This is a genomic window from Chroococcidiopsis sp. [FACHB-1243] (assembly GCF_014696895.1).
Classification (GTDB): domain Bacteria; phylum Cyanobacteriota; class Cyanobacteriia; order Cyanobacteriales; family Chroococcidiopsidaceae; genus Chroococcidiopsis.
The window spans coordinates 37967-56464 of sequence record NZ_JACJQX010000015.1; the positions used below are offsets into that span (position 1 = coordinate 37967).

At 44.5% G+C, this 18498-nt stretch carries 22 protein-coding genes and 1 pseudogene; 9 read left to right on the forward strand and 14 right to left on the reverse strand.

Translation table 11 applies throughout. The annotated features are described in order from the left end of the window. Positions 1-104 precede the first annotated feature (104 nt). The 6 genes from H6G17_RS12965 (at position 105) to H6G17_RS12990 (ending at position 6460) form a co-directional block, all read left to right on the forward strand. Complete coding sequence (locus H6G17_RS12965) at positions 105-986, forward strand: DUF2382 domain-containing protein (RefSeq protein ID WP_192157712.1); 882 nt, start codon at positions 105-107, stop codon at positions 984-986. A gap of 129 nt (positions 987-1115) precedes the next feature. Further along, positions 1116-1553, forward strand: a complete 438-nt coding sequence (locus tag H6G17_RS12970; RefSeq protein ID WP_192157713.1) for a hypothetical protein — start codon at positions 1116-1118, stop codon at positions 1551-1553. Positions 1554-1613: 60 nt separating this feature from the next. Further along, the gene (locus H6G17_RS12975) at positions 1614-2132 is read left to right on the forward strand and encodes a hypothetical protein (protein ID WP_192157715.1); all 519 of its coding nucleotides are present in this window, start codon (positions 1614-1616) and stop codon (positions 2130-2132) included. A gap of 7 nt (positions 2133-2139) precedes the next feature. Beyond that, positions 2140-2409 carry a hypothetical protein gene (locus H6G17_RS12980; RefSeq protein WP_192157717.1) on the forward strand — a complete coding sequence of 90 codons (270 nt, stop codon included), beginning with the start codon at positions 2140-2142 and terminating at the stop codon, positions 2407-2409. A gap of 143 nt (positions 2410-2552) precedes the next feature. Next, positions 2553-5690 carry an MFS transporter gene (locus H6G17_RS12985; protein ID WP_192157719.1) on the forward strand — a complete coding sequence of 1046 codons (3138 nt, stop codon included), beginning with the start codon at positions 2553-2555 and terminating at the stop codon, positions 5688-5690. 35 nt (positions 5691-5725) lie between these two features. Beyond that, the gene (locus tag H6G17_RS12990; protein WP_192157721.1) at positions 5726-6460 is read left to right on the forward strand and encodes a DUF1269 domain-containing protein; all 735 of its coding nucleotides are present in this window, start codon (positions 5726-5728) and stop codon (positions 6458-6460) included. 357 nt (positions 6461-6817) lie between these two features. Here the strand turns inward: H6G17_RS12990 and rpsU are convergent, their stop codons facing one another. Both rpsU and H6G17_RS13000 read right to left on the reverse strand, forming a co-directional pair. Further along, the gene (rpsU, locus tag H6G17_RS12995) at positions 6818-7006 is read right to left on the reverse strand and encodes a 30S ribosomal protein S21 (protein WP_015154529.1); all 189 of its coding nucleotides are present in this window, start codon (positions 7004-7006) and stop codon (positions 6818-6820) included. Positions 7007-7135: 129 nt separating this feature from the next. Further along, positions 7136-7432: an RNA-binding protein gene (locus H6G17_RS13000; protein ID WP_192157723.1), complete on the reverse strand. Its 297-nt coding sequence runs from the start codon at positions 7430-7432 to the stop codon at positions 7136-7138. Between the two features lie 425 nt (positions 7433-7857). Between H6G17_RS13000 and H6G17_RS13005 the strand changes: the two genes are divergently transcribed. Together H6G17_RS13005 and H6G17_RS13010 are read left to right on the forward strand one after the other, a co-directional pair. Further along, the gene (locus tag H6G17_RS13005) at positions 7858-8037 is read left to right on the forward strand and encodes a hypothetical protein (RefSeq protein WP_015154531.1); all 180 of its coding nucleotides are present in this window, start codon (positions 7858-7860) and stop codon (positions 8035-8037) included. Between the two features lie 113 nt (positions 8038-8150). Continuing rightward, complete coding sequence (locus H6G17_RS13010; RefSeq protein WP_015154532.1) at positions 8151-8330, forward strand: NblA/ycf18 family protein; 180 nt, start codon at positions 8151-8153, stop codon at positions 8328-8330. A 174-nt stretch (positions 8331-8504) separates the two neighbouring features. On the opposite strand, the gene H6G17_RS13015 is transcribed toward H6G17_RS13010, so the two are convergent. The 6 genes from H6G17_RS13015 to H6G17_RS13040 all read right to left on the reverse strand — a co-directional run bounded on the left by H6G17_RS13015 (position 8505) and on the right by H6G17_RS13040 (position 12752). After that, positions 8505-9347, reverse strand: coding sequence for a fatty acid desaturase (locus tag H6G17_RS13015; RefSeq protein ID WP_192157725.1), 843 nt, complete (start codon positions 9345-9347; stop codon positions 8505-8507). A gap of 783 nt (positions 9348-10130) precedes the next feature. Next, the gene (locus tag H6G17_RS13020; protein WP_192157727.1) at positions 10131-10400 is read right to left on the reverse strand and encodes an RNA-binding protein; all 270 of its coding nucleotides are present in this window, start codon (positions 10398-10400) and stop codon (positions 10131-10133) included. A 201-nt stretch (positions 10401-10601) separates the two neighbouring features. Then, positions 10602-10907 (reverse strand): hypothetical protein, encoded by a 306-nt coding sequence (locus H6G17_RS13025; protein ID WP_015154538.1) that lies wholly within the window; start codon positions 10905-10907, stop codon positions 10602-10604. A 147-nt stretch (positions 10908-11054) separates the two neighbouring features. Beyond that, positions 11055-11540, reverse strand: coding sequence for an allophycocyanin subunit alpha apoprotein (locus H6G17_RS13030; protein ID WP_015154539.1), 486 nt, complete (start codon positions 11538-11540; stop codon positions 11055-11057). Between the two features lie 770 nt (positions 11541-12310). Continuing rightward, positions 12311-12490 carry a chlorophyll a/b-binding protein gene (locus H6G17_RS13035; protein WP_192157729.1) on the reverse strand — a complete coding sequence of 60 codons (180 nt, stop codon included), beginning with the start codon at positions 12488-12490 and terminating at the stop codon, positions 12311-12313. 49 nt (positions 12491-12539) lie between these two features. Further along, positions 12540-12752: an NblA/ycf18 family protein gene (locus tag H6G17_RS13040; RefSeq protein ID WP_192157731.1), complete on the reverse strand. Its 213-nt coding sequence runs from the start codon at positions 12750-12752 to the stop codon at positions 12540-12542. Between the two features lie 102 nt (positions 12753-12854). On the opposite strand from H6G17_RS13040, the gene H6G17_RS34085 reads away from it, so the two are divergent. Beyond that, positions 12855-12977 carry a hypothetical protein gene (locus H6G17_RS34085; RefSeq protein ID WP_277875994.1) on the forward strand — a complete coding sequence of 41 codons (123 nt, stop codon included), beginning with the start codon at positions 12855-12857 and terminating at the stop codon, positions 12975-12977. A gap of 361 nt (positions 12978-13338) precedes the next feature. Here the strand turns inward: H6G17_RS34085 and H6G17_RS13045 are convergent, their stop codons facing one another. The 6 genes and pseudogenes from H6G17_RS13045 to H6G17_RS13065 form a co-directional block, all read right to left on the reverse strand. Beyond that, entirely contained in the window at positions 13339-13986 is a 648-nt protein-coding gene (locus H6G17_RS13045; protein WP_192157733.1) for a fasciclin domain-containing protein, read from the reverse strand. Positions 13987-14038: 52 nt separating this feature from the next. Next, positions 14039-14653, reverse strand: a pseudogene (locus tag H6G17_RS13050) (methyltransferase domain-containing protein); the annotation flags it as partial. Between the two features lie 31 nt (positions 14654-14684). Continuing rightward, the gene (locus H6G17_RS34090) at positions 14685-14807 is read right to left on the reverse strand and encodes a hypothetical protein (protein ID WP_277875995.1); all 123 of its coding nucleotides are present in this window, start codon (positions 14805-14807) and stop codon (positions 14685-14687) included. Between the two features lie 73 nt (positions 14808-14880). Continuing rightward, positions 14881-15639 (reverse strand): hypothetical protein, encoded by a 759-nt coding sequence (locus H6G17_RS13055; protein ID WP_192157735.1) that lies wholly within the window; start codon positions 15637-15639, stop codon positions 14881-14883. Positions 15640-16343: 704 nt separating this feature from the next. Beyond that, positions 16344-17975 carry a cation:proton antiporter gene (locus H6G17_RS13060; protein ID WP_192157737.1) on the reverse strand — a complete coding sequence of 544 codons (1632 nt, stop codon included), beginning with the start codon at positions 17973-17975 and terminating at the stop codon, positions 16344-16346. Between the two features lie 18 nt (positions 17976-17993). Then, positions 17994-18209: a phage holin family protein gene (locus H6G17_RS13065; protein ID WP_192157739.1), complete on the reverse strand. Its 216-nt coding sequence runs from the start codon at positions 18207-18209 to the stop codon at positions 17994-17996. Positions 18210-18498 lie beyond the last annotated feature (289 nt).

Genomic DNA, 18498 nt, shown 5'->3' on the forward strand with positions numbered 1-18498 from the left:
ATTCAAACTTTGATTCTGTGGATAGGTGAAAAGAATATAGCTTTGATGGCTTAATATTGGATGGGTTATTAATCGTGAATTATTTCTAAGTGGAGAAGAAAGTTATGCCATTACTAAGCATTAATGATTTCGATACAGACTATCAAAGTACCTTTGAAGAAAATGACATCAAAGGTATGGATGTTTACGGTGAAGGAGATGGGGAAAAATTTGGTACAGTAAAAGATATTTTAGTAGACGAACAAGGTAATTTTCGGTATTTTGTTATTGACGTAGGATTCTGGATTTTTGGTAAAAAAGTACTACTGCCAGTTGGTCGCGCTCGGATCGATCGCAACGCTCATCGCCTCTATGCCAGCGGTTTGACTAGAGAGCAGGCGGATCGCTTACCCGAATATACAGAAGGCATGACAGCAGACTACGATTACGAAGAACGGGTAAGAGGAGTTTATCGTACAGAAGCTTCTTTAGATGCATCAGCACCTCTAAACTCAGCGTCTACTGCTGCAATGATGGGTACTGCTACGCCAACTAGCTATAACCGCGACACTTACACTTACGAACATGACAAAGATTTATACGATACAAGCACTCATAGCGATCGCACCATTAAACTTTACGAAGAGCGGTTGATTGCCAGCAAACAGCGCCGCAAAACTGGAGAAGTTGCGATTGGCAAGCACGTTGAAACTGAGACAGAACGAGTTTCAGTTCCAATAGAAAAAGAGCGCGTCGTGATTGAAAGAATTACCCCAACCGATGCAGGTAGGGCTGTTGCACCTGGCGAAGTTGACTTCCATGAGGGTGAAGTTGCCCGTGTAGAAGTGTATGAAGAAGTTCCAGATATTCATAAAGAAGCCTTTGTTAGAGAAGAAATCAGAGTTAAGAAGGTTGTAGAACAGGAAACTGTGGAAGCACAAGAAACGATCCGTCGGGAAGAATTAGATATCGATACTGATGGTCGTTCAGTTATCAGTGACCAGTGACTAGTTATCAGTGACCAGTGACTAGTGACTAGCGATCGGTTAATTCTAACTTCTGACTCCTGACTGCTTTTTACTGACAACTGACAACTGATAACTGTTCTATTCATTTGTAAATTGTAGGAGGTAGAAATGAGTTTGATTAAAAAGTTTCGGAAAATTGCGACTGTGCTGCTCTTAGTATTATTTGTGACTACAACTACAGCCTGTAGCAGTGCAGTTCAAGCCAAACAGCCAACAACAACGCTACCAACAGCTAGCCGGAGTGCAGATTACTCGCAAATAGCGAGAGGAAACACTCAAGCCGGACAAGATTTTGGTAGTTGGGTCGTGCAAACGGCTAGGGGAATGGTTAAAGATGCCTACGTGCGCGACAACAATAAATTAGGTGTTGTCATCTCACCTGAAGTTCGCCCAAACGAAGTTAAGCCATTAGCAAAATCTCTAGCTCAAGGTTTTCGCCGCAATTTCCCCAATCAAGATTTGACTGTGTTGATGTACGCACCGGATAAAAAGCTAATTTTGACAGCTAAGTACGACACTCAAACTAATCAGATTGAATACAAGTAGGTCGTTAATCATTTGTCATTGACTATGAATGCAAATGGCGGTTGTAACAAGGAGAAAAAAATGAGTAGTAGCGACAAATATAGAAAAGAAGTCATGAACGATCTCGCTCAAGGTAATGTAGAAAACCTTGACGCTCCCACAAATTTAGCGCAAGATTACGAAAATTTTGACGATTTTGCTCAACGCTCATCTCACGAAGAACGTCGCCGCTTATTCGGTCGCTCTTTCCACCCAGATCGGATTCCGACAAATCAGATGGAACCGGAATTGCAAAAAGCGATCGCCCAGATTAAACCAAATGAAAGAGATGATGTGGCGCGGGCTTTCTTTAAGCATTTAGGTAAAAGAGGACTGCACGATCGCGATTTAGAAAAGCAACTAGGGCTATCTACCCATCACGCCAGCCGGATGAATGCCGACGATGTAAGTAAATTAGCTGCATTTGCTTATCACAACCATCCCGATATTTTTCAAGAGGTATTAGCGGAACAACCTGCCTTCGTGAAATTCCTCAGCAATCCACTCGTCGGTGCTGCATTTGGTGCGATCGCGGCTAAATGGTTAGGTGGTCGCAAGTAAGTACAAATTGCATCGGAGAGAGAGACTACTACAAGCATTAACCGAAACAAAGCCGAGAAATGGTTTTACTGTAACAGGTAAAACTGGTTCTCTCGGTTTTGGTCTAGAAGGAGGCGGGGCTATTTCTCTCAACTTTAACGGTTGGTTGAGGATGAATCACTTTGATTTTGGATCGATTACCTGCTTGACGATCGCATTAGCAAATGCTTTTAGCGATCTTCTTTGTGTGAAACAAAATTTTACTTTTGAATATAACTTAAGCCTGCATCATTTCTAACAGCTTAAATACAATCCTTGAGGAGTAGAACATTCCTCACTTGGGAAAGTAGTAACGATCTTAGTTAATAGCTAAGCTGACAATTAAAGGGCATCTCAAATAAGAAATTTGACTTGCGATCGAGCATGAATGGAGTAAATCATATGTGGGAAATCGCAGAAATAGCAAAACAATTTGACTTTGCAAATCTTTACTTAGCACAAATTATCACAGAAGAAATTCTGACTCCAGAAGAAGCTGCCGCAGTCTTTTCGGGTCCGCAATTCTTGGTGGCATTGGTTGCAGGTGTAGTGATGGCGTTTGCCTTTCAACTCCTGTTAACTAACTTTTCCGTGGCTGTAGGTATTTCCGCCTTGGGTGGAGGAGATGCTGAGGATACGGATAATTTAAGCAGCACAGTCCGCAAAATCTCAGCCGCAGTGGGTCTTTTGGCTTTGTCAACTGGTGGCGTAGCTCTGTTCGTGGCTAGTTTTTTAGCAGTGAAACTCAGCTTAGTCAGCAGTGCGGTATTAGGGGCGATTATTGGGGTAACGATCTGGTCTACCTATTTTTCTATCCTGTTGTGGTTAGGATCGACTACAGTTGGTTCGCTGATCGGTTCTTTAGTCAGCACTGCTACCTCTGGCTTTCAAGGACTACTAGGGACAGCAGCTACCGCTTTGGGTGCTAATGCAGCGAAAAACCAAGCTGTGGACACGGCTGAAGCGATCGCCGCCGCAGTTCGGCAAGAATTCACTACAGGACTCGACCCAGACGCGATCGGCAAGACATTGCAAAAGTCTTTGGGAAATTTACAACTACCGCAACTGAATCTAGACGAGATTCGCGGTCAGTTTGAAACGATTCTCAACAGCTCGGATTTAAAATCTGTGGCTGATAGCGATTTGCTACGTAACATTAACCGCGAAACATTTGCAGATTTAGTCAGCGATCGCACGGATTTATCCAAACAAGATGTCAACCGGATTGTAGACCAGCTGCAAGGCGTTTGGCAGCAGGCGATCGGCAAAGGTGAAGCAGATCCGCAAGCTCAATTAAGTCAATTTATCAAGTCAGCTTCGCCCGAACAACTCAATTCCAGCGATTTGAGCGAAAAACTAGAACAACTAGTACAAAGTAGCCAATCGAACGGGAAGCAAAGCAACGGTTGGGGAAATCGAGCCGTGCAATTGGGAGTAAGCGCCTTGACAACAGCAGTACTCGAAAGAACTAATCTGGCTGGAATTGATGTGGAAAACATTTCTGGTCAACTGCAAAAATTCGTCGATAAGCTGCCAGAAGTAGACCGAGAAAAAATTTCCGGTCAGTTACAGCAATTTAAACAACAGGTGCAACAGCAAGCGCAAAAACTACCAGCACTGCCAAATAGCGCCATCCGCAGCGATGTGGATGATTATCTGCTGAAATCTTACCCGTGGCATCTCAACCGCGAAACGATTAAGCAAGAATTTAGAGACGTTATCTACGATCCGCAAGCAGATACAGGTAAAGTTAAACAAGAGCTAGAGCAGCTAGACAAAGATTATTTCACACAAAAACTGAATCAACGCGGCGATCTACTTGAGAACAAAGTCCAAGAAGTTGCCCAGCAATTAGAAGAGATCCGCACCGAGATTTTAGCTACGGTTTCTGCTGGTGCATCACAAGCGCAATCGCAAGATCTGCGTAGCCGTGTAGAAAATTATCTGCGTTCGACTGGTAAGGAAGAACTAAATCCCGAAGGAATTGAGCGCGACTTCCAAACTCTTCTAGAAGATCCAGAAGCGGGTGTGGAAACACTCAGCGATCGCCTATCGCAATTTGACCGCGAGACTTTGACTCAACTGCTCAAACAACGCCAGGATATTAGTGAAGAGGAAGCAAATAATATTGTCGGTCAACTCGAAAGCACTCGCGATCGCGTTGTCAACAAAGCTAAAGAATTGCAAGAGCAGGCGCAAGCTAAAGCAGCAGAAGTAAGGCAGAAAGTAGAAGAGTATCTTCGCAATACTAATAAAGAAGAACTCAACCCTGAAGGCATCGAGCGCGATTTCCGCACCTTGCTAGAAGATCCGCAAGTGGGAATTTCTGTATTACGCTCAAGATTATCGCAGTTCGATCGCGAAACCTTAGTCGCATTACTATCGCAACGTCAAGATTTGAGCGAGGAGCAAATAAATCAAACTCTCGATCGCCTTGAATCAGTCCGCGATAATATCTTACAAGCGCCGCAACAGCTAGCAGGCAAAGCGAAAGAGCAATACGACAAAACGACAACAGCGATTTCCGAATATCTACGTAACACCAACTTAGAGGAACTCAATCCTGAAGGCATCCAGCAGGATTTACGTAAAGTATTGTCAGATCCTCAAGAGGGAGCCATAGCATTACGCGATCGCTTGTCTCACGTCGATCGGGAAACCTTGGTGAAACTACTGTCGCAACGGCAAGACTTGAGTGAAGAACAAGTCAACCGCGCGATCGACTCTGTGGAAGAAGCAATTAACAGCATTGTGCAAGCACCGCGCCGCTTGGCAAGCCGCGTCCAACAGCAAGCGATCGATTTTGAGACAACTTTAGAAGGTTACTTGCGGAATACGAATAAAGAAGAACTCAATCCCGATAGCATTAAGCGCGACTTGCAACTATTGCTCAACGATCCCCGTGCTGGATTGGGTAGTTTGGGCGATCGCCTCTCGCACTTCGATCGTTCGACGATTGTGGCTTTACTGTCTCAAAGAGAAGATATTTCGGAAGAAGAAGCAAATCAAATTGTCGATCGCATCCTGACTGTACGTAACTCTGTTGCCGAGCAAATTGAGAAAATTCAGCGTAGCGTACAGTCTGTTATCGACTCAGTTTTCGATCGCATTCGCAGCTACCTCAACTCGCTAGAGCGTCCCGAACTCAACTACGAGGGAATTCAGCAAGACTTCACCACCTTGTTTGACGATCCGCAAGCGGGATTTGATGCTCTACGCAATCGCTTGAGCCAATTCGATCGCGACACACTAATCGCCGTGTTGAGTTCTCGCGAAGATATTTCCCCAGCCGATGCCGAGCGGATTGTGGGTCAAATTGAAGGTACGCGCGATCGAGTGCTGCATCAAGCCGAACGCATTCAGCAAGAAACGCAAAAACGGCTGGAAGCTTTGAAACAGCAAGCACAGGCAACAGCAGTAGAAACCAAAAAAGCCGCATCTGGTGCAGCTTGGTGGTTGTTTGGTACGGCTTTGACTTCTCTTGTCGCATCTGCGATCGCCGGAGCGTTAGCCGTGAACGGGATCGGCGGATTGTTTTAAAGTTTCCACTTGAATTTTGAAATTGGAGCAAAAAAATGACTTTAGGCTACCACAGACGAGCAGTAGGCACATTTGAGCGGCGTAAAGATGCGGAACGCGCCCTGAATGAATTAAAGCATTCTGGTTTTGGGATGGGTCGGGTTTCCATCATCGCCCAAGATGCAGACAGCAAACCTGATATTGCTGGTGTAGATGTAGAAGATCGCGATCGCGTCGGGAACAAAGCCGATGAAGGTGCTGCTACTGGAGCGGTGACAGGCGGCGTTTTAGGCGGACTGACTGGTTTATTGGTTGGACTAGGTACTTTAGCAATTCCTGGTGTTGGTCCAGTGATGCTAGCGGGCGAAGTTGCTACAGCCCTGGCTACGACTGCGGCTGGTGGTGCGATTGGTGCGGCTGCGGGCGGTTTGCTAGGCGCACTAATTGGCTTGGGGATTCCCGAGGAAAGAGCCAAAGTTTACAGCGATCGCGTTTCTAGAGGACATTATTTAGTTATTGTGGATGGCACTGACGACGAAATCGCCCATGCAGCCAGAATCCTCGGCGGTGGCGGGATTCAAGAATGGGGTGTATATAACAACCCAAATGCGACCACTACCCGCACCGATGTTGTGACTGATGTAGCGCGGGTGAATTCGACTAGATCGGCTTACCGCACCGAAGGCATTGTCGATAACGTCAATACCGTTAACCCCACCTACCGCACCGAAGGTAGTATTGACGATGCTCCTGAAGTCATTATTATCGATCGTCGGGACGAGACTCACTGAGAACAAGCATAGTATTGACTAATGGGTGGAAGGACATACTGTCAGTGCGATACTATCTCGCTCGGAGACTATAGCAGTTCTAAATGATGTGTAAAGTAGGCTTCTAGCCTGCCGCAGGCTAGAAGCCTACTCCACGTTCATGAATCAAATAGGATTGCTATAGTATTTGCTTGACAGTACAGGCTTGTCTTTTGTTATTGCAGTCAGCAACAATGCGATCGCCAATTTGAATATCCAATACTTGAATTTTTATGACTTTAGCTCTGTTAGGGTTTTCCTAACGTTTGCTAAATTCTGCATGTGGTACAACAATGATGCCATTTCAACCTGTAAAAACTGAAATTTCAGACAGCTAGCTTAGTAGCGGGAACGTCGTTTACGCTGCTTATGCTTAGCGAGTTCCTTACGCTTATGTTTTTCAATTGGCGTTTCAAAGTGACGATGTTTCTTAATGTCTAAAAAAATCCCTGCTTTAGAAACTTCGCGCTTAAATCGACGCAAGGCTGACTCAATTCCTTCATTTTCACCCAAAATAATTTGTGCCATCTATTTTCCTCTCAATTGAGTAAATTAGGATAGAATTTGGGCAATTTATCCTGAAATTAAGTTGTTAGCAAAAAAGGGTAGACTCCCGATCTACCCTTAAACCTTAGAGTTAATTATCTGTCTTAAAGCTTAGTAGCGGCTAGAGAAATTACCTCTGCGATTACCACCGAATGAGCCTCTGTCTTCTCTAGGCTTTGCCTTATTAACCTTCAGGTTGCGCCCCATCCATTCAGCACCATCAAGAGCATCAATGGCGGCTGTTTCTTCAGTCTCTGTATCCATTTCCACAAAAGCAAAGCCGCGCATCCGACCAGTTTCGCGATCGGTTGGGAGTTGCACCCGCTTTACAGAACCGTACTCTGCAAAAGCAGCGCTGAGGTCTTCTTGCGTTACCTCGTATGATAAATTGCCGACATATATAGACATATGATTGTCTCCAAAATCAAAAGGTGTAGAGATTTAGATTTCGGAGAGAAGCCTGTTAATGTTAAAAACAAACGATATAACCGAATTTTAGTCTCACCCACTATACTAGCGCACTATTGAACTCTCACACGAGAGCGATCGCGTCGGAATGGGCGTATTAATACATCTTATGTTAGCGATAAAAGACCTTCGCCATACTTTAACAAGCTGTGTAAACGATCCCTCCGGCATCGCTAGATGTATGCGCTCAAAAGCCTTTGGTGCTTTGTTTTGTGGAACTTTGCTCTTGATTTATTTAGTTGGGATCTAGTCAAAAGATAGATAACTCCGATTGAGTGCGGTCAAGACTAGTCGTTGAAATATTCAAGCAGATCGACAGAAATATTTTGTTATAATAATTTACATACGCTTACACGAGGGCATCCATGCGCTACACCGATAAAGAAGGGAATACCCTCAACCTGAATGAATGTATGACTGCCGATAGCTTCTTGATGGAGCCTGACGTTTATACCTGCGAACCACTGGAAATGCATTTCAACCAAAACGGAGATCTCAAAGCCGGAAAGAGACCGAAGAAAGCAGTAGTTAGCAAATCTTTGTAGTGGCGATTAGCTCAGTATGACAATAGCGAGCGAACTAGGTATCTAACCTCAGACAAAGATATCTAGCTAGACTCTATCTTCTAGTTTTCGCCCCAGTGGGGCAGGAGTCAGCGATGAATCAGCCCATTAAATTATCTATAGAGCAAGAATTTAGCCTCAGAAGCTTTGCCGACCAAGTGCAGCAGATGTCCCGCGAACAAGCCCAGGAATTTTTGATTGTGCTGCATAAGCAGATGATAATTCAGAAAACAATGTACCAGGAATTTCTGAAGCATGAGTGGCATCTGGACTAGGATCGCGCTTTTGGGGCAGAGCTGGGGAGAAAGCGCCTCCGAAACCTCTATCTACCTGCTTTATATATCTCAAATAATAGTGGGATTTTGAAAGGTTCGCATCCCTCACATAGAACAACGTAAGGCTTGAAAAATAGCATTAGCTTCTTCAACAAGCTAAGATTCGAGTGCGCGTTATGAGGCTGTTGGTGGTAGGACAATTTTTCGAGCTAACCCCATTTGCTTCAGGAGCAGAATTGTCCACCAGGTTAGATCGATTTCCCACCACTTCCAACCCGCTTTTGCCACGTTGGGATAGGCATGATGGTTGTTGTGCCAGCCTTCCCCGTAGGTGAGAATTGCTGCCCACCACAGGTTACGAGAATTATCATCGGAGTCATGGCTGCGGTAGCCAGTGATATGACTTGCAGAGTTGATCAGCCAAGTACTGTGCCAAAGTATCACTGTTCTTAGGAATAGTCCATAGATAACGAATGACCAACCCCCAAGCAGGTATAGTCCAACTCCGAGTGGGATTTGCAGCAGCAGATAGTAGCGATCGAGCCAACGGTAGAACCCATCTTTTGCTAAATCCGGTGCAAATTTCCGGTTGGATTCATACTCAAAAAATTCTGGACGTTTGTACAGTAGCCAACCCATATGGCTCCACCAGAAACCCCGTTTTGCAGAGTAGGGATCTTTGTCAATGTCTTCGGTATACGTGTGATGTCTGCGATGCCCTGCAACCCAAAAAAGTGGACCACCTTGCAATGCTAGCGAACCGATCAGGGCGATCGCATATTCTAAACCCTTCGGTACTTGCAAACTACGATGAGTCAGCAATCGATGATACCCCAAGCAGATTCCAATGCTGCCAAATAACCAGTGGAGGAAGACTGCTACCCCCAATGCCGACCAGGAGAAAAACCAGGGTGCTAACAAAGCTATAGCATGAACTGCCGCAAAAAACGTTATGCTCGTCCAATCCAATACGAGCGGCTGACCGTTCCCACGGTCAGTTTCAACCATATTCGTCATGAAAACCTTACTTATTACTTATACTTTATATCCTAGCCAAGTGTTTTATCGTTCGTGTCCGCCTAGAGTTTGAAGTAGCTGTACTGCTAAAGTAGAGAACTACAAATTATTGGAAGGTTAAATTGAATACAAACTATCTTCACAACTTTAAGCTGTTGAGCGTGGCGACAACTACAGCAGGTCTCAGAGCTTGAACTGGTTGGTCATTGCGATCGCTATACAGTGGTTGATAAACTGGCATTTTTTGGTAACAGTGACTACAACGCCAGTAAATTCCTGCCAAATCTATATGACGGAGCAAAATGTATGAACAACAAGGGCATGTAGACTTCCTCAATCTAGATTGCCCAGCATACACGGCTAGATTCTCTCGGCTGTTTTCAGTTGTATAAGGAGTCAGTGATTGAAGAGACTTATTTAATAAAACTTGCATTTTTCTAACCTATGTTTTGTTAATATTCGATTTAATTTTTATCTGGGATCGCAGCAATCTACAGCTGAATCCATAGCTCTTATCTGCACTTCAAGTTTAAAATCTCTCGATTGAGCCTTTAACTATGTCTTTTTTCGGAAGTGACTGCGATCGCAATTCTGGAGCAACAAAGCGGGCAAAGTCAGATGAGACAATTAGTAGAAATTAAAATAAAGATCGTTTGAATCTCGCGGTAGTAGAAACCTACTTGCAACAGTACGCATGTCCCATTTTTTACTGCACTGCTGCGTTCTTGTAGATTCAGCAGCTAGAGAAACCAAAAAGCAATTGCTTCCCGCTGGAAATCTTTTCTACAAGCGGCTCAACGAAACGTCCTTTAACTCAATCCTAGCTCTATTCACTGTGAGGATACGACCCATCCATTCAATGCCTCTCAGCATCTGAACTGCCGATATTTCTTCGGCACATGTTTCCATTTCTACTACAGCAAATCCTCTGTTCTTGCCAGTTTTATGATTTGTAGGTATATGAACCTGTTTCACAATTCCATACTCTAAAAATATCCGCTTGAGGTCGTCTTCTTCAACCTCAGAAGATAGATTTTCTATATAAATTGACATGCAATACCCCCAAACCTATTAGGTGTAGAGCTTTAGATTCGGGAAGATGTCTATGGCAGAGTGTCTAATGCTTAGTCACGTAGCCGAAAATAATTCTCGTTGGTTTAATCTTAGCATAAAATGCTCGATCGCGCTTAAAGAACTAATTCTTGAGCAGCTTTTTCAGTAGCTTTTTAACTTCCTCAAACTCGCGTTTAATCATTAATACAAAGCTTCTACCTTTTGTCGGAAGGCAATTAAAGCGTGCTTGCCATGATGCTCTTTAAGTGCCAAGAAAATAGTATCTGAGACTTCTGGCGACACAATTGTCTTGATTTCAATATTAGTGTTGTAGCCTGCCATGTCTCCCAAGCGTCTGCCGTGACCACCCTCACCCTGCACTTGAATAATAGTGTAGCCACTAACATTGTGGCTTTTCAGTAATTGGACAATGCTATCTTTGAGTACTGTTTCACCGATAATAGTAACTAGGACGGCAGATTGGGTTGGGGTAGCTTCGGGTGACATATAAAACTCCACTTTAGTATTAGGTTCTACTCTGGGTCATTTAACCAATTTTATCCGACCAGACCAACCAAAGCTTAAATTGCTCGGCAGAATTCGATTGGAGTTATGTTACATAGACCTAAAATACTTAAATCGATAGCCCTTGCTCTACTGCATAGCACCGATTAAGTAGTCGAAATAAGCACCAACTTCGCCAGCGTCTTCTCCAGACATCATCGTGCTGGTGACATTCTTCATGGCTCGGACGCTCTCGACGACAGCTTCGATAGGAGTCCCCAGAGATCTGTACATTTGGCGGACACCAATCACCCCAATTTCTTCAATTGGCGTAGCATCACCAGCCACAATAGCGTATGTAATCAAACGTAGATAGTAATCCATGTCCCGCAAGCAGGTTGCAGTCATTTCCCGACCGTAAGCATTTCCCCCAGGAGAAACGATGTCCGGTCGCCTTTGGAACAGTTGACTTCCAGCTTGTTTGATAATGCCTTCTCGATTAGCTGTCAGCGCTTGAGCAAGGCGCAGGCGGCGATCGCCACTCTGGGCTAAGATCTTAATCTGCTCCAATTCGCCAGGGGTAGGATAGCGAGTTTCTGCGTCTGCGTTAACAATCAACTTCTTGACAATACTCATGAATGGATTCCTTTAAAGAAATGAGAGCGAATTTATTCAAACCATCGCGATTCAATGTAAATATTAGGTCTATACTTTTTGTCGACTTAAACCTAATAGGGCGATCGCTTCTTTCTATTCAGTGTATTTTATTTCCTATTTTGAAATCTGAATATCTTACTAAATTCGGTTTACACCAAGGAGCGAAAAATCTCTAGTAAGGAGTTGCGGGCTTCAAAACGCGGTATGGCTGCCCTGAAGTACTAACCACATTAGGATGACAGCTTGAACCTGACTCAGCAAGTCGTGTAGTTTCTCACCCTCGATCGCTTCTGTATCTAAAAGTTGAGTTGCGATTGTCTCTAGTAATACACTGGATTAACCTTTGGGGTTCAGACAGCTTGAGTTCCCTGCCTCCAATTGAGTGTGAATTCCTTATGCGGCTTTTTCCGAGCGAATATGACGCGAAAAACGAAGTATGAATCCCTTCGGCTTGATATCCCGATCTTGGTAGTCCTTTAAGTCAGTCCAAGAATGTATATGAGGATATCAGCTCTATCTGTTGATGTTCATATAGAACATTGCTGCCGAGCCACCAATGCAGATTGTCTCGAATTTTATTTTGTAGTGATGTCTTGAGATTAGAAATAGCTCCAAGAATTAGTTAAATTTAACTGTGTATTAATTTGTTAAGCTCGAAAGGTTCATGACAACTTATTTGTCAGTGAAGCTGACCTAGCCAACGGCAAAGGCGCGATCGCGATCAGCATCATTACAGGGTAACTGCTAACTTATAGAAGATTCCAGAAGTGAAGAAAGCCTTGACCAGAAAATACTTCAATTAAGATGACAGACAAAAAACCAATCATTGCTAAACGACCGTTCCAAATTTCAGATTGGGGTGTAAATCCCCAAAGCCAAGCATTGCGATCTTTAAGCGAAGAAGAAGTAAGATTTGTGTTAGCAGACATAGTTAATACTCCAATTTTTGTTAGCGATTTGCTCGGTGATGTAAAGTCATTACTGTTTCTTGGTTTTCAGCAAACCAAAATCTAGCTCTATTTGCCAATCCTTTTTCAGAATTCCTTTGTATATCATGTTCTGAATTATCATGTGCTTGTACTGCAAGATCGATAACTCTTGAGCTTGTTCGCGAGACATTTGCCTTACTCGGTCGGCGAAACTTCTGAAGATAAATTCCTGCTCTAAAGTTAATTCGATAGTTCGATCCATCGCTGCCTCCCGTACCCAATTTAGGGTGAAAACTGTCAGCCGATGTTGCATTAAGAGCTAGAAATCTAAATCTGAAATCAATCGACTCCTAGTGTTAACGACTTGCCAAAAGCAAAGGCAGTTAACGGAATTGACGTAGCGATCGCAACAGTAAAGACACCTTGGAAAGCATTACAACATTGCTCTCCAGATATGGGATACTCAGATAGAAAATCGACTCTTTAATCGGATAGATATCGCACGTACCTTGGTGATTAGAGGCACACAGAGCTATCTCTCCTACTTTTCACCTCGCACAATCAATGTAACATACTATTTACATATTTAGATACTTAGAGCTGATTGTGATGTTGCTTCTACCTTTACCAACAACTCTGCATCGATCGCGTAGAAGTATGTTACACCCTGCCATTATAAGGATTACTCCCGATTGAGAACATTTCGCAGCTCAATCGGTTCCAGCATTCAGAATGGGATTTTATAATGTCGATCGACCCTTGCCAAGTAGCGGCTCGGCTCGTACAATTCCCAGAAACAATATGTTATCTTCCGGTAGAGACGCAAAATTTTGCGTCTCTCAGCCGAACTAGATATTAAAGTTGGGCGGTAAGATAACGCGATCGACAATGTGAACCACACCATTGCTAGCCGGAATATCTGCTTGGGTTACGGTAGCATCATTGACTTTCACAGAGTTAGCAATTTGGTCAGCTTGAACGTTGACATTTGCACCTTCTACCGTTTTCACGTCTCCCGATTGCAGTTGATTGGCACTCACTTGACCAGGGACGACATGGTAAAAAAGAATCTGGGCAAGCTGTTGGCGATTTTCTGGTTGTAGCAGGCGTTGTCGAGTTTCTGCGGGAAGGGCATTGAAGGCAGCATCCGAGGGTGCGAACACCGTATATGGACCCTGAAGTTCTAAGACTTCGTTAGCATCTGTTTCATCAATGACGGAAGCAAGGGTTTTTAGTGAAGGATTTGCTTGCACTACATCAACTACATGATTATCATCTGCCTCTGCTTGCCCAGCAGGAGGGGTTGTAGTTCCTGGTGTCGTGCCTGGTGTTGGCTCAATTGGGGATGTTGTAGCACCTGGGGATGGCTCAGTCGCGGTCGGAGGGGTCTGTGCTGTTTGTTGTGGTTCGCAAGCAGCGATGACTGGGAGAATCATCAAACCTGCCGCGAGTCCTGCTAATTTTTTCATCGTGTGAGTATGATTTTGAACCTTCATCCGATCTATCCTCTGTTTTTGAAATTAAATTTTTCCAAATGTTAAATTCAGAGCGCAAATTCTCTGGAATTTTTTCTGGTACAGTCCACAAGTAAATCGTTCTGCCGTCTATCTGCTCGACTCTTTCGGGTTTCCACTCACCCATGCCATAGTTATGAGAAACAATGCGAGTTCCTGGCTTAAGTTCTTGCAACAGCTTGGGACGCAGTTTGAGATTGTTCTCTGTCAATAAATAAAGCGTCACGACTGTTGCTTCGCTCATGTCAGTTTGAAACAAGTCTTGCTGGCTAAACTGGACGCGATCGCTGACTCCTGCTGTTTTTGCATTCCGATTTGCCTCTTGAACGAGTTGAGGGTCAATCTCTATACCAATTCCCCTGGCTCCGTATCTTTGAGCAGCAGTTATGGGAATTCGTCCATCTCCGCTACCAAGGTCGTAAATCACGTCATTCTTACCGACATTTGCCAGTTTCAGCATTGCATCTACAACAGGCTGAGGTGTTGGTACGTAAGGGACATCCAGTTGCCGTTGTAGAACTCGAACGCCAGGATTGAACTCTGCTTGGGGTTCTGTACCAAATCGACGCTGTTGCTTGCATCCGACAAATACTAAGCTACCAATACTGATACTGATGGCGAGTAGCCGTAGCATCTGTCGTTGCTGCATAGTTGATTTTCCTCCTAGCGCAATCGATTTACTACAACAGAAGAACTTTACGGTTTGCCAGGGGGTACAGGTGGACGTACCTGTGCAGGAGACGTAACGCGATCGCGCCCAGAATTGCAGTTAAGGCTAAACTGAAGAATGCTCCTTGCTTCATAGTTGTTTGCTTTGAATATCCTGTTTCTAGCTTTGAAAACAAAAATGATGCAAATATGACAACTCGACAGTTCTTACAATCCTTCAAAGTTATAACCAACACCGATAGTCAGTCCTACACTAGTACTGTCAAAGAAGCCAACGTTTACGCCAGCATTTGCCGTCAGTCGATCGCCTATAGGTACGTCAGTACCAGCAGTTACCATTGGTCCTACATCGCTGTTGTCTCCTGTGGCGATCGCTAAACCTCCTCCTACGTAAGGTGCGAAACTAGAGATTGCTTCTGTCGCTGCTCCTGTGGGTTGCACGGTAAAGTCATAAGTAATTGGAATCAGAAAGGTAGTATTGTCCCCAAATACGACAGCAGGACGGGCAGAGACAGCTTCCGTGAATCCGATTTTACTGATAACTGTGAAGTTACCGATACCCAAAGCCGTGTCGCCACCGCCCAGACCGATGTTACCGCCAACTCCAACATAGCTAGAACCGCCACGGGTAGCTCTACCTGGTTCAATTGCACCTGGAGTGGGTTGAGTGGGCGTAGTCTGAGTTGGTGTAGTTGCAGGTGGTTCTGTAGTTGGGGTAGTTGGTTGAGTGCTGGGATACGTCGGCTCAGTAGTAGGAGTTGTGGGTTGAGTCGTAGGATAAGTAGGGTCAACTTGAGCTACTACAGAATTTGTAGGTTCATTTCTCAGTGCAGCCGCTGAAGTTGAAACTTTCGTGTCTTCTGCGTTGTTACTAGGGGTCTGAGCTTGAGCTGACAGTCCGCCTGCCACAGCTACGGTGGCGATCGCGATGATAGTAGAAATCTGCTGAATAGGTTTGGTGTTCACGAGCGTTCCCTCAAATGTTTCTAGAAGTAGCTAACAGTGCCATTAACTATGGCAACTGGTTTGACAATTACCTGACTTTTTGTTTAGCTATCTTTAGCATCACGAACAAAAATGATGAGAAAATGACAACGAAAGATAAAGATTTCAGTTTTAAGAATATTTGATGAGCCATGAAATGAGGAGTGTGAAGCTCTAATCTTATTTTTAAGTTTTGACTTGTCTTTGCCAGAAAAAATCTCTAACACTAGATATATGTCTTTAGAAACGCGAGGAGAATTTATGTTTACTTCTCGCTCAGATTCGACCACAGTAACATCTAAGATCAATTCTTTAGAACGAGTTTTAAAACTCTCTTTCTAAAGATAGAGATATATAAGAATCTAAGTTTCGATTTCTGTCTAAAGGTCGTGGTAAACGGATCGATGTTGAGTATAGGAATATACAAGTAAAAGATTTGAGGAGAACGAATATGAAACTAAAACCTTTGTTCGGTATTGCCATGACAGCGTAGCTAAAGAATCCCATCAGGAAATACCCACTGACGTTGATGAAGAGCGTACCGTAGGGAATTGCAGTGCCAAACAGTTGTACGAACCACGCACCGAGGTAATAGCGGCTAAGCGCAAAGCGCGATCGTACCAAGAGCGAGCGCAATAGAAGTGCGGAGTACAGGATTTTTGAGCATATTTCAGGATTACGGCGAATTAAACAACGATTTGGTTATCTTCAACTACAATTACCGGAATCGGACTCGATTCTAGTACTGCTTGGGAAACCGAACCGACTAAAACTTCATCCCAAGCTCGATGTCCCCGTTTACCGATGACAATCTCAGCCACTCCATATTCTCGCGCCACTCGAACAATCGTTTCTGGAACCGAGCCTTCTAGGGTGATGAATTGATGGCGGATATCTGCTAAAAGACGTTGGGCTTTTTCTTTGAGCAATGCCACTTTTTGAGAATCTTGCCTGCGGATGACGTGCAACACGATCGCTTCATTATCGCTCCGACGGGCAAGTTCTGCGGCTTTTGTCAGCACTTGAGCGGCTAAGGGGGAGGTATCCACGGCTGCTAAGATAATGATGCGGCGAGTCACTGCTACCTTTGTCGGGTCAACCTCACCACGCTCTAACAGTTTCGGCGCAAATGTCGGAATTGCCCAAGCTCCTAGAGGCGCAGTGACCAGAATTGACAGCGCCGCGATCGCCAGAATTGTTTCTCCTCCTTCGATCCCATATGCTAACGGTAGTGCGCCGATTGCTGCCTGAACGGTTGCCTTAGCAGAATTACCAGGTAAGAGAAATAATCGCTCCCGCCAGTTCCAGTTGCTACCCAACGTAGACAAGTACCATCCAATCGCCCGTCCGATTAGGGTTCCAATTATCAAAATCAGTAGCCCTGGAAGTAAAATTTTTCCTAACACTTGCAATTGAATGCTTGCCCCTAGCAAGACAAACAAGATAATTTCCGCTACCACCCATAAACTATCAAACCCACTCCGCAATCGTCGCGCTAAAGGCAGATCGAATGCGATCGCAAAAAATCCGATTGCCATCACAGCCAAGTAGCCAGAGAAAATTGGCAATTTCTCTGCCGCTACCACGAGCAACAGAGCCAAACTTGCCGCTACTAACGTATCTTGTACCGCATTCTGCGTCCAGTTTTGCTTTGTTAGCAGAGATACCAAAAGCCGCGCCGTCAGCAGCCCCAGTAAAACTCCCAGCACAATTTGGAAAATAATTTGCAATGGAAGTAACTGCAACGCGCTTAAAGTTAAACCTCCAGGTAACTTTACACCTGCTGCACTCCCTTGGGAAAGGAATGTCAATAATAGGCTAAACACTAATAGCAGCAAAACATCTGACAAAGCGCTACCCGTCAAAATCGCATCGGGAATTCCTTTGTTTACGCCCCAACCAAGGCTTTTCAATCGCAACATTCCTGGCACGATGACAGCCGGAGACTCTGCCCCAATGATGCAACCCAGCATTAATCCAGTGAGAAAGTCAAACTGAAAAATTGTCATTGCAGCCAAAGCAACAGCTATTGCCTCACACGCCGCTGGTAAAAATCCCAATCGCAGTGCTACAGATCCCTGTCGGGCTAGCTTTTCCCGATCCAGCCCTAGCCCTGCCTTCATCAAAATCGCCATCACAGCGATCGTTCGCAGAGTGCCAGCTGCCTCCAGAACGCTAGGGCTAATCGCATTTGCCACCTGTGGACCTAAGAAAATCCCCACCAGCACCATGCCTACAAGTGCCGGAATTTTCAAGCGACGAGCAATTTGACCGCCAAAAAAGCCAAATAGCAAAATCCAGATAAAGCTTTCTAACATCGCGCAACTACGGGTTAGTTAACAGTTGAACCGTAACTCGCGTTGGAAAGTCAGATTGGCTAGCGATAGCCCTACCCTTCCGCCGCAAGCCGGAACAGTAGGAGCCATCAGCCTTCTGGTTGTGATGTCAATTTCCAAATGGGGGAAATTATTAACTTCAAATCCAGGAACGACATAGGCTGTAATCAGTAGAGAGAGCGCAGCAGCTACCCAAGTGAGTAGAAAGTACAGCATAAATCTTCGTGGTAGGAATGGCAACAAATAAATAATGCGATCGCATTTGAGTTCGCATTATTGACTATCTTTAACCTCGACCAAAAATGTGATGAGAAAATGACAGTTATCAGTGACTAGAGACCAATATCTACTCCTAACAAATGGCAAATGATAAACAGCAGCAACAGTGTCATCTTCGAGTCATATTCCATCTACAAATTAGGAAATGAACCCAATCAAATTTGTCACAATTGGGTCAACCTGCAACAGCCGTGGTTCCCTAAATAGGTAATCGATCTAAAGTACT